Here is a 10,989-nt window from a genome sequence, read left to right as displayed (position 1 = left end):
CGCGTGGGTGCGGCGGCTTCATTTTACATAGAAGTTGTCGGTCCGGTGAGTGAAAACTTGCAAGCCTGCGTTAGCCAAACCGGAGAAGGAGAATATCTCATGGCACTACCCGAATTTTCTATGCGTCAATTGCTCGAAGCTGGCGTTCACTTTGGTCACCAGACACATCGCTGGAATCCAAAAATGGCGCCCTATATTTTTGGCGACCGTTCTAACATCCATATCCTTGATTTATCACAAACCGTACCTTTGCTTCATCAGGCTCTGGTTCAGGCCCGTGATGTTGCTGCGTCCGGTGGCCGTATTATGTTTGTCGGCACGAAGCGCGCCGCATCCGATATCGTTGCCGATAGCGCTAAACGCTGCGCGCAGTACTATGTCAATCACCGCTGGCTTGGCGGCATGATGACGAACTGGACAACAATATCGCGTTCCATTTCGCGCCTGCGCGAGCTTGAAACAAAGTTTGAAGGTGAAGTTGATACCGGCCTGACCAAGAAAGAGTTGCTGAACCTGACGCGCGAGCGCGATAAGCTTGACCGCGCTCTTGGCGGGATCAAAGACATGGGCGGAATTCCGGATCTGATGTTTGTGATCGACACCAATAAAGAAAGCATTGCGATCAAAGAAGCCCGTACATTAGGCATTCCTGTTATCGCTATTTTGGACTCCAACTGTGATCCGGATAATGCTGACTTCCCAATTCCGGGCAATGATGATGCAGCACGCGCAATCGGTTTGTATTGCGATCTGATGGCGGACGCTATTCTTGACGGCATGGCCGATAGCGCAGCCGGCCGCGGTATTGATCTCGGTGCATCGGCTAATCCTGTAGAACTGTCTGCCGCTGACGAGGCCGCTATGGCCGCGCCGGCTAAAGAAGAGCCTGTAAAAGCATCGGCCAAAACTGAAACGCCAAAAGCTGAAGCTCCAAAAGCCAAGAAAGCTGAAAAACCCGCCGACGATATTTCACTGATTGATGGTGTTGGTCCGACCTATAAGAGCAAGCTTGAAGAAGCCGGTTATACGACCTTCAAATCCATTGCCGATTTGGAAGAAGCCACAGCCAATAAACTTGATGAAGATCTTGGTTTGGGCGGGAAGATCGTCTCCGGTGAGTGGATTGAGCAAGCCAAAGAGCTTGTCGCTGGTAAGCCGCCACGCGCAAAAAGCGACGCTGCACGCGCATAAAGTTGTTTAGTGCCGGCGCGTCATAGACCGCGCCGGCATTTCATCTTTTAATTTCGCCCCTATATACGGGGCAAAACCCTTATTGAAGGAGAGCAAAATGGCTCAGATTACGGCCGCTATGGTCAAAGAACTGCGTGAGAAAACATCCGCAGGTATGATGGATTGCAAAAAAGCATTGAACGAAACCGGCGGAGATCTTGAAGCTGCGGCCGATTGGCTGCGTACCAAGGGTATTGCCAAAGCTGACAAGAAATCCAGCCGCGTTGCTGCAGAAGGCCTTGTCGCTGCGACCACGAATGGGACAACCGGAACACTTACCGAAGTCAACTCTGAAACTGATTTCGTGTCACGTAATGACGAGTTTCAAACCGCTGTTCGTCACATTGCGGATTTGTCCTTGGACGCTGAAGGCGACACGGCTAAATTGGCTCAGATGGAGACCAAGACCGGTCAGTCCGTTACAGATTTCCTAGTGACACTTGTTGCCAAAATAGGCGAGAATATGGGTTTGCGCCGCACGACTCTCTTGTCGGTTAGCCAAGGTGTCGTCACGACCTATATGCATAATGCTGTTGCTGATAACCTTGGTAAAATCGGTGTTTTGGTTGCCCTGGAAAGCTCAGGCGATAAAGACGCTCTCGAAGCTCTTGGCAAGAAAATTGCCATGCATGTTGCGGCGACTGCGCCGCTTGCGCTTGACGTTGATAGCCTTGATCCAGCCGATGTTGAAAAAGAGCGCAACGCTCTGATCGCGGAAGCGCGTGAGTCCGGTAAGCCCGAAGCCATTATCGAGAAAATGGTTGATGGCCGTATGCAGAAATTCTTCAAAGAATCCGTGCTTATGCAACAAATCTTCGTCATGGACGGTGAAAATACAATTGAGCAGGTGGTTGAAACTGAAGCCAAAACATTGGGAACGCCGATCAAACTGACAGGTTTTTCCCGTATGCAACTCGGCGAAGGCATTGAAAAAGTTCAGGAAGACTTCGCCGCAGAAGTTGCCGCTACGCGCGGTAATGACTAAATCCAAATAAAATCAGCCGCTGCGCCGCAATTCTTTGGCGCAGCGGCAAGTTTATTGTATGAGTCCCCGAAATGACTCGGTTTTTCCAGTTAAGGGTGACCGCGTCCGGGGATTTTTTATGGCCGAAAAAATTAAATATAGCCGCGTTTTGCTCAAGGTGTCGGGCGAAGCCCTTATGGGTGACAAAGCATACGGTATCGATGTTGCGATGACCAATAAGGTCGCGAATGAGGTCAAAAAGGCTCATGATGGCGGCCTGCAGGTCTGTCTCGTCATTGGCGGCGGCAACATATTTCGCGGTTTGTCTGCGGCCGCATCAGGAATAGAGCGCTCAACCGCTGACTATATGGGCATGCTGGCCACAGTCATGAATGCTTTGGCGATGCAAAGTGCTCTAGAGCGTATCGGGGTTACAACGCGCGTCATGTCCGCAATACCCATGACCACAGTGTGTGAACCCTATATTCGCCGCCGCGCTGTACGGCACCTTGAAAAAGGGCGCGTCGTAATTTTTGCAGCCGGAACCGGCAATCCTTATTTTACCACTGACACAGCGGCAGCTTTGCGCGCGGCCGAGATGGACTGCGACGCACTTCTGAAAGGCACGCAGGTTGACGGCGTTTATGATAGCGATCCAAAGGAAAATCCGGACGCAAAACGTTATGATACGCTGACACATATGGATGTGATTGCCAAAGAACTGAAAGTTATGGATAGTTCAGCTGTGACCTTGATGAAAGAGAATAATATCCCCATAATTGTCTTTTCGATACACAAGCCTGACAGTTTTGAAAATGTGATGAAAGGTGAGGGTATCTGCACCATAATCCGGACATAAAGCCCGGCTATGGCGCGAACCGTCAAGGAGTAAACAATGTCAAACAGTTTTGATTTAGGCGACATCAAACGCCGCATGGAAGGCGCCATAACGGCGCTCAAGCAGGAATTTTCGGGCCTGCGTACAGGGCGGGCTCATACCGCTTTGCTGGATGCGATTACGATTGAGGCTTACGGCTCGCGCGTACCTATCAAACAGGTTGGCGCGATTAGTGTGCCGGAGCCGCGTATGTTGACTGTACAAGTCTGGGACAAGAATCAGCTCGGCGCTGTTGAGCGGGCCTTGCGTGAAAGCAATTTGGGTATTAACCCGATGACGGACGGGCAGCTTATCCGGATTCCGATGCCGGCCTTGACCGAAGAGCGTCGCCGGGATCTGTCGAAAGTTGCCGGAACCTATGCTGAAACAGCTAAGATTTCCGTGCGTAATGTACGTCGCGACGGCATGGATACGCTTAAGCGTATGGAAAAAGATAGTGACATTGGCGAGGATGAGCAAAAAGCATTCGAAAAAGATGTGCAATCGGCTACAGATGATTGTGTAAAACGTATCGATGACTATCTGGCCGTGAAAACTGCAGAGATCATGCAGGTCTAAGCTGACGTGAAAGCTCACCCGCATTCCCCAGGCCCTATGCCACATATCGCCATTATCATGGATGGGAATGGCCGCTGGGCGCAAGCTCGCCGCAGGCCCCGTTTATTTGGACATCATGAAGGCGTAAAGACGGTTCGCCGTATTGTACAGGACGCAAGAGATATTGGCGTCAAGTATTTGACATTATACAGTTTCTCAACTGAAAATTGGAATAGACCTCGTACTGAAATCCGGGCTCTGTTTGACCTCCTCAAACGCTATGTCGAAGATGATCTTGAGGAGCTTCACTGCAATAATGTGCGCGTGCGAATCATTGGCCGGCAAGACGGCTTGCCCGACGATATCTTAAGGGTGATCAATCATGTTGAAACGCGTACCCGTGAAAATACCGCATTCTCGCTGAATATTGCGTTTAATTACGGGGGTCGCGACGAAATATTGCGGGCCTGCCGCATGGCAATTAAGACCGGGATTTTGCCAGATGATCTTGATGAGGCTAAATTCGAACAGCTTTTAGATACCGCAGATTTACCGGAGCCTGACCTCGTCATCCGCACGAGCGGGGAGTACAGGATTAGCAATTTTCTTTTGTGGCAAGCGGCCTATGCGGAACTCATGTTTACCGATGTTTTATGGCCCGACTTTAAAAAATCTGATCTCGAGGCGGCTATTGAGAGCTATTTTGCGCGTAACCGCCGTTATGGCGGTCTTGATACTGCGGATGTGGCCTAATCATCGCCAAACGGCCTCCATATAAGGATTTATCCAGCCGGATTTTTACTGCTCTTTTTCTCACCGCTATTATTATTCCGTTTTCTTATTTTGGTGGATGGATATTTGCCGCTATGACCGCGCTTCTCGGGGTAAGATTATCCTATGAATTTGTGCGTATGTCTGACCCGGGCGCCCCGGGGATAGCTTTTGTTATTCCTACCGTGTCGCTCATTGGCGCACTTATCCTGTTAGTGGCTGGATTTGGTTTGTGGGCTATAGGACTCGTTTTTATCAGCGCTCTTATAGCGGGGGTCGAACGCTTTCGTCGATCCGGCGTCATCTGGTCCGTCTTCGGTCTTTTATACATTGCCTTACCTGTACTTGCGACACAATTTGTGCGCAGCGATGCAGCCGGATTTACTTCCCCCGCTTTTCAGCGGTTCCTCTTTGTTGTCTTGGTCGTAGTGGCCGCTGATGTCGGAGCATATTTGGGGGGGTCAAAACTGCGCGGCCCGAAAATAGCGCCGAAATTATCGCCAAATAAGACGTGGTCAGGCTTTTTTAGCGGACTGATTTTTGCCTGCATTGTCGGAATGGTATCCATGGCCATATTTGGGAAGCCTATTATATGGGGCCTGCTCCTCGCGCCTCCGATTAGTATAATCTCCGTTGTGGGAGATTTTTTTGAAAGCGGACTAAAACGTCGCCTCAATGTCAAAGATACAGGGCAACTTCTGCCGGGACATGGCGGTCTATTAGACCGACTGGATGCGCTTATGGCGGCGATGAGCATATTTGCCGTCGTGCTGCTGCTGATTCCGGCGCTGTGGGCCGTATAGCAGTGTAATTTTAAGTTTTTTCACCATGGCGACTGTGGCAGTGAAGCCATAGACGTTCCGGAGATGATCGGCCTATATGACCTTGATACTGCTTATCCTGCTTGGCGCTGCCGCCTTTTTCATTGTGATTTCAAGTCTCGTCTTTTTCCACGAGCTCGGACATTACAGTGTCGCGCGCATGTTCGGCATTGCCGTCGAGCGTTTTTCCATAGGGTTTGGCAAACCGCTCTGGCGCCGTCGCGCGAAATCCGGAACAGAGTGGGTCATAGCGGCCATACCGCTGGGAGGTTATGTCAAATTTCTCGGCGATTCAGGCGCGGCGAGTAATCCCGACGCCGAGCAGCTCGCGCAAATCAAATCTGATATAGACCAAAAATACGGTGAGGAGACATCGGGTAAAGTGTTTCACTTTAAACCGTTATGGCAACGCGTCCTCGTCGTTTTGGCCGGGCCAATAGCGAATTTCATCCTCGCAGCTGTAATCTTCACAGGGTTTATTTTAATGAACGGAAGAACGGATTATCACAGCTATGTCGCTGACCTTGTCCCTGGAGAGGCTGCAGAGGCGGCCGGCTTTTTACCCGGGGACTTAATTCTTACATTTAATGGCCAGCCTGCTGCGACGCAGAACAAGCTTCTACCTTTAATTGCTCTGCATGCGGACACGGATATTGTAATGGACGTGAAGAGAAATGGCGAGATTAAACAAATTGAAGTGCGGCTATTGCGCATTGATGGCAAAGACTTTGTCGGCGGTGACGCAGAAAAAGGGCGTCTTGGCATTGCACCATCTCGCATAGATGAGCATAAAATTATCACCACATACAGTCTGCCCGGCGCCATGGTGGAGGGCACTAAAGAAGTCGGCAGTGTTATCGGCCATACCGGAACCTACATCAAACGTATTTTTACCGGACAGGAAAGCGGTAAACAGCTGGGCGGAATCGTCCGTATTGCCGCTATGACCGGCAAAACGGCAACGGATGGCGCGCAAAGCGACCGACCGGTGTCAGAGCGCATAAGTGGTGTCATTCAGGCGCTTATTTACCTTGCGGGAGCTTTCTCTATAGGGTTAGGTGTCGCAAATTTAATGCCGATTCCAGTGCTCGACGGTGGACATTTACTCTTCTATGGCTATGAAGCCGTTGCTGGACGTCCTTTAAGTCAAAAGACACAGGAAATCGGCTTTCGTATGGGTTTTGCCTTAATTTTAGGCTTGTTTGTAATTTTGACGTGGAATGACATCGGATATGTTCGCAGCCTCTTTTAATTCCGCCCGTCAGTTTTGTGCTGTCTTTGCCACGACGATGACGTGTTTTATCATCGCGCCGGCGCTTCATGCTCAAGAGGCGACAGTGCCTGCAGCGCCTGTGCAAGTAGAGCTCATCAAAACCGTATCGGTAGTTGGAAATCAACGTATCGAAGCCAATACGATAGCCTCCTATCTTCTCTTTGCACCGGGTGACCGCTTTGATCCGCGCCGCATCGATATGTCCGTCAAAACGCTGTTTGCAACAGGTCTGTTCGCGGATGTCCTCATCGAGCCTAACGGCGGCGATGTCATCATCCGTGTGATTGAAAACCCAATTATCAACCGCGTGATTCTCGAGGGCAATAAATCTATAAAGAGTGATAAGATTACTGATGAAGTCGAAGCTAAGCCGCGCTCTGTCTTTACACGGGCAAGAGCACAGGCCGATGTTCAGCGTATTATTGAGCTATACCGTGTGTCGGGCCGCTTTGCCGCTGACGTCACGCCCAAAGTTGTTCAGCAACCGCAGAATCGCGTTGATCTCATTTTTGAAATTGACGAAGGCCCCACAACAGGTGTGAAGCGCATTAATATCCTCGGTAACCGGGAATTCTCTGATCGCCGCCTAAAATCTGAAATGGTAACCGAAGAGTCTACTTGGTACCGGTTTTTCTCTTCTAACGACAATTACGATCCAAACCGTCTGGAATATGACCGCGAACAATTGCGTAAATTCTACACAGATCGCGGTTTCGCCGACTTCCGCGTTACATCCGCTACGGCTGAACTCACGCCGGATCAGGAAGACTTTTATATTACGATGAGCGTTGACGAGGGCGCTGAATATCGCTGGGGTGAAATTGACGTCAGCACTGAGCTTGAAACGCTGGATAAAGATATTTTGTTAGCGCTAATTCCCATTAAAACCGGTGAGATTTACGAGAGTTCAAAGATAGAATCGACGATTGAAAACCTTACATTTGCCGCAGGCGCGGCGGGTTACGCTTTTGTTGATATCCAGCCCCGTGTGAAATATGACCGCGAAACAAATACAGCTGATATTACATTTGTAATCGAAGAGGGCCCCCGGGTTTATATTGAGCGAATTGATATTATCGGGAATACCCAGACTCTTGACTATGTTATCCGCCGCGAATTGGAATTGGTTGAAGGCGACGCCTTTAACAAAGTGCTGCTTGACCGCTCCCGCAACAGGGTGCGAGCACTACGGTTTTTTGAGTCTAAAGACGGCGTTGAAATCACCGAACGCCAGGGTAGCCAACCCGACCGCGCAATTGTCGAGGTCAAAGTCAAAGAAGTTCCCACCGGCGAGCTATCCTTCTCTGCCGGCTTCTCATCTGCTGACGCCTTTCTGGTTGACCTGTCTATTACCCAGCGCAATTTACGAGGCCGCGGACAATTACTCCGTTTTGTAATCCGGGCGAGTTCAAACCGTCAAGAAATTGACCTGCGTTTCACAGAGCCGCGCTTTTTGGGGCGTAATTTGGCCGCCGGTATCGAAATCTTCGACGTGACTAACGACTTTCTTGAAGAAGCAGGGTTTCGCTCGCAACGTACAGGCGGCGCCTTGACGATCGGCTTCCCTGTCACCGAGTTTACAGCCCTTCAAGGCCGTTATGCTTTGCGGCAAGAAGAAATTCAAATTCCCAATATCAATTGTAACGACCCCGCAGTGGCGTTTGATCCACAGACGGCCAGTCTCTGCGCGCAAGAGGGCGGACGCCTGACATCCGCGCTGGGATATACATTCTCATGGGACCGTCGTAACGACCCGATTGAGCCGACACGCGGGTTTGATTTGCGCTTGTCACAGGATTTTGCCGGCGTTGGCGGCGACGCAAAATATTTACGGACTGAACTGAACGGCAATACTTATTACGGCATTTTCAAGAATGTCATTGCCTCAGGCCGCATATCTGCCGGTTATACGCAAGGCTATGGCGATGATTCGGTACAGCTTAATGACCGCTTCTTTAAAGGCGCAAACAGCTTCCGCGGATTCGATACGGCGGGTCTAGGCCCGCGTGTTATTCAGGTGGATGACGCGACCGGCGAAGTCATAACCAAAGGCAATGCGCTGGGCGGTAACTTCTATGCCATTGGTGCAGCAGAGGTGAGTTTTCCGCTTGGATTGCCGGAGCAATATGGCATTCTGGGCTCACTCTTTGCGGAGGCGGGCACTGTCGGCCTTCTGGATGATGAGTTCAAATTTTCGGATCCGGTATCGGGACAAGACCCGGACCCAACAACAGGAACCACAACTTTGGTGGTTGATGATCTATCTCTTCGTGCTGTCGTTGGCATAAGTGTTTTCTGGGACAGTCCATTTGGCCCCATCCGGTTTGATTTAGCTCAACCGCTCGCTCGTGAAGAGTACGACCGTACGAAGTCGTTCCAGTTTAACACCCGAACAAGGTTCTAATATGTTTATACGTCAATTTTCCCGCATCGCTCTTATCACAATAGCGACCGCCTTTTTTGCCGCTGTCGCGAATGCACAGTCCGTTCTCGTTGTCGACCAGTCGCGCGTTATGCGTGATTCCAATGTCGGCAAGCACATCACTAACCAAATGAAAGCCATTGGCACGCAGATGGACAGTGAAATGCAGCAGGCTGAAGCGCCGATAAAGTCTGAACTGGATAACCTTCGGGCTTCAATGAGCGGCATGACAGCTGAGCAGCTTCGCGCCCGTCCCGATCTCGCGCAACGCGCCTCGGATTTGCAGGAAAAAGTAGGTAAGTCACAGGTTGAGAAACAGTATAAACAGCAAGAATTCGTGGTAACACAGAAAAAAGCGGCTGCGAAGGTCAACGAAAAGCTCGCTAAAATTCTTGAGGCCGTCGTTTCTGAACGCGGCGCGCAGATTGTTGTTGACCGCTCAATGGTTATTTACGGTGCGCCAACTGTGGATATTACAGCCGATGTCATTCGTCGTCTTGACCAAGAAATGCGCACCGTGCCCGTGACACGCGAGCGTCTTCCGCGTAAATCATAAGCAACGGGGCGAATCACGCCTCTCATTGCTGCGGAGATATTATGGTCGACAAGCGCTATTATGACTATCAAGGGTCAGTGCGTTTGTCGCAAATTGGGCAAAATACGGCCTTACAGCTCTCTTTTAATACAGACCAAACCATAACTGATGTGGTGCCTCTGTCTGTTCGCCGTGCTGACGCGATCAGTTATTACGCCGGGAAAAAATATAAGAGCGATCTTCAAGCTGCAACGGGTGGTATAATCTTATGTAAGCCTGAGGATGTGGAAGTTGTTCAGGAGGCAGGCGCCATTGCGGTCGTTACGCCCTTTCCGCGCGCAGCCTTTGCGCATTGTGTTTCGAAACTATATTGCCGCAGGAGCTTTGAGACCGGAGACGTCCGTATCTCTCCATCCGCAAAAATAGCGAAAACCGCAAAAATCATGCCCGGCGCCGTTATCGGTCCTGATGCGGTCATATCTGAAAATGCCACGATACAGCCCAATGCTGTTATTGGTCCAGGCGTCTCAATTGGAGCCGGCAGCCATATCGGCGCTGGCGTACTGGTTATATGCGCCGAAATCGGCAAGCATTGCCGTATCAATGGCGGAGCGGTCATTGGGGGTGATGGGTTTGGTGTCGACCGTGACGCAACGGGAAATGTTGAGATTGATCATATTGGATATGTTAAAATCCATGACTATGTCTCGATCGGATATAATACTACAATTGACCGCGGCATGCTCGGCACGACGGAGATTGGCGCACGGTCGAAAATCGATAATTTATGTCAAATTGGCCACAATACCTTAATTGGAGAAGACTGTATGTTTGCTGCACATACAGGCATTTCCGGGAGCTGCGAGATAGGTAACCGTGTCGCTATGGGTGGAGGCGTTGGCCTGGCTGATCATATTACAATTGGCGATAATGTGATATTGGCGGCAATGGCCGGCGTGATGAAAAGTGTACCAGCAGATGAGGTATGGTCAGGCTTTCCGGCCAAACCCTTACGGCAACATATGCGTGAAATCGCGATATTATCGCGCATGGCCCGGCCCAAAAAGTCATGAGCCTGCGCGCCGGCAAGCCCGCACCCCCTTTTAGCGCGAATGTGATTAAAACTCTAATCCCCCACCGTTCCCCCATGCTGATGTTATCTCGTGTCCTCTCTTTGGGCGAACAGAGCATTGTGACCGAACATGACATCACGGCGGAAATGCCTGTGCTTGCGGGTCATTTTCCGGACATGCCCCTCATGCCGGGCGTGTTACTCGCCGAAACGGCAGCGCAAAGTGCCGCTGTTCTCATGGATCTAACCTACGACATAGAGGCGGGAATAGAGTTTCTTGCGCTCACCGGAATAGATGCCGCCAAGTTCAGAAAGGCGGTGAAACCAGGTGATACAGTTCGTGTAGAGCTTCGTATTGCAAAAGCCCGTAGACCTTTATTTAAATTTGAGAGCGATTTATTTGTCGGCGAGACTCGTGTGGCACAGGTCGCATTTACCGCAAATCTTATGAAATTTGATTAGGACG

The 10,989-nt window shown here is 50.5% G+C and carries 11 protein-coding genes; all 11 read left to right on the top strand.

The window, feature by feature from the left end; all coding sequences use genetic code 11:
- Positions 1 to 99 precede the first annotated feature (99 nt).
- On the top strand, positions 100 to 1,191 hold the full coding sequence (gene rpsB / locus H142_RS14100; protein WP_051048560.1) for a 30S ribosomal protein S2: 1,092 nt from the start codon (positions 100 to 102) through the stop codon (positions 1,189 to 1,191).
- Positions 1,192 to 1,288: 97 nt separating this feature from the next.
- Positions 1,289 to 2,215, top strand: coding sequence for a translation elongation factor Ts (tsf, locus tag H142_RS0102915; protein ID WP_017930601.1), 927 nt, complete (start codon positions 1,289 to 1,291; stop codon positions 2,213 to 2,215).
- 118 nt (positions 2,216 to 2,333) lie between these two features.
- The gene (gene pyrH / locus H142_RS0102910; RefSeq protein WP_026147740.1) at positions 2,334 to 3,053 is read left to right on the top strand and encodes a UMP kinase; all 720 of its coding nucleotides are present in this window, start codon (positions 2,334 to 2,336) and stop codon (positions 3,051 to 3,053) included.
- A 36-nt stretch (positions 3,054 to 3,089) separates the two neighbouring features.
- A complete protein-coding gene (gene frr, locus H142_RS0102905; RefSeq protein ID WP_017930599.1) occupies positions 3,090 to 3,650 on the top strand; it encodes a ribosome recycling factor in 561 nt (186 codons plus the stop codon).
- A 36-nt stretch (positions 3,651 to 3,686) separates the two neighbouring features.
- Positions 3,687 to 4,382: an isoprenyl transferase gene (locus H142_RS0102900; RefSeq protein ID WP_017930598.1), complete on the top strand. Its 696-nt coding sequence runs from the start codon at positions 3,687 to 3,689 to the stop codon at positions 4,380 to 4,382.
- Complete coding sequence (locus H142_RS0102895) at positions 4,382 to 5,203, top strand: phosphatidate cytidylyltransferase (protein ID WP_083898916.1); 822 nt, start codon at positions 4,382 to 4,384, stop codon at positions 5,201 to 5,203. The genes H142_RS0102900 and H142_RS0102895 overlap by 1 nt, the downstream gene beginning before the upstream one ends.
- A 76-nt stretch (positions 5,204 to 5,279) precedes the next feature.
- Positions 5,280 to 6,473, top strand: a complete 1,194-nt coding sequence (locus tag H142_RS0102890; protein ID WP_017930596.1) for a M50 family metallopeptidase — start codon at positions 5,280 to 5,282, stop codon at positions 6,471 to 6,473.
- Positions 6,454 to 8,898: an outer membrane protein assembly factor BamA gene (bamA, locus tag H142_RS0102885; RefSeq protein ID WP_017930595.1), complete on the top strand. Its 2,445-nt coding sequence runs from the start codon at positions 6,454 to 6,456 to the stop codon at positions 8,896 to 8,898. Before H142_RS0102890 ends, bamA begins: the two co-directional genes overlap by 20 nt.
- Before the next feature lies 1 nt (position 8,899).
- Positions 8,900 to 9,472, top strand: a complete 573-nt coding sequence (locus H142_RS0102880) for an OmpH family outer membrane protein (RefSeq protein WP_017930594.1) — start codon at positions 8,900 to 8,902, stop codon at positions 9,470 to 9,472.
- 41 nt (positions 9,473 to 9,513) lie between these two features.
- Positions 9,514 to 10,524: a UDP-3-O-(3-hydroxymyristoyl)glucosamine N-acyltransferase gene (lpxD, locus tag H142_RS0102875; RefSeq protein WP_017930593.1), complete on the top strand. Its 1,011-nt coding sequence runs from the start codon at positions 9,514 to 9,516 to the stop codon at positions 10,522 to 10,524.
- A complete protein-coding gene (locus tag H142_RS14095; RefSeq protein ID WP_017930592.1) occupies positions 10,521 to 10,985 on the top strand; it encodes a 3-hydroxyacyl-ACP dehydratase FabZ family protein in 465 nt (154 codons plus the stop codon). The genes lpxD and H142_RS14095 overlap by 4 nt, the downstream gene beginning before the upstream one ends.
- The last annotated feature ends 4 nt before the right edge of the window (positions 10,986 to 10,989 follow it).

It is taken from the genome of Robiginitomaculum antarcticum DSM 21748 (assembly GCF_000365025.1).
GTDB classification, from domain to species: domain Bacteria; phylum Pseudomonadota; class Alphaproteobacteria; order Caulobacterales; family Maricaulaceae; genus Robiginitomaculum; species Robiginitomaculum antarcticum.
Note: the sequence above shows the minus strand (reverse complement) of the source record. Positions and strands in the feature narration are given on the sequence as shown.

Excerpts from the sequence above, each read along its gene's own strand:
- rpsB (WP_051048560.1), top strand. The coding sequence starts at position 100 with ATGGCACTACCCGAATTTTCTATGCGTCAATTGCTCGAAGCTGGCGTT.
- tsf (WP_017930601.1), top strand. The coding sequence starts at position 1,289 with ATGGCTCAGATTACGGCCGCTATGGTCAAAGAACTGCGTGAGAAAACA.
- pyrH (WP_026147740.1), top strand. The coding sequence starts at position 2,334 with ATGGCCGAAAAAATTAAATATAGCCGCGTTTTGCTCAAGGTGTCGGGC.
- frr (WP_017930599.1), top strand. The coding sequence starts at position 3,090 with ATGTCAAACAGTTTTGATTTAGGCGACATCAAACGCCGCATGGAAGGC.
- H142_RS0102900 (WP_017930598.1), top strand. The coding sequence starts at position 3,687 with ATGCCACATATCGCCATTATCATGGATGGGAATGGCCGCTGGGCGCAA.
- H142_RS0102890 (WP_017930596.1), top strand. The coding sequence starts at position 5,280 with ATGACCTTGATACTGCTTATCCTGCTTGGCGCTGCCGCCTTTTTCATT.
- bamA (WP_017930595.1), top strand. The coding sequence starts at position 6,454 with ATGTTCGCAGCCTCTTTTAATTCCGCCCGTCAGTTTTGTGCTGTCTTT.
- H142_RS0102880 (WP_017930594.1), top strand. The coding sequence starts at position 8,900 with ATGTTTATACGTCAATTTTCCCGCATCGCTCTTATCACAATAGCGACC.
- lpxD (WP_017930593.1), top strand. The coding sequence starts at position 9,514 with ATGGTCGACAAGCGCTATTATGACTATCAAGGGTCAGTGCGTTTGTCG.
- H142_RS14095 (WP_017930592.1), top strand. The coding sequence starts at position 10,521 with ATGAGCCTGCGCGCCGGCAAGCCCGCACCCCCTTTTAGCGCGAATGTG.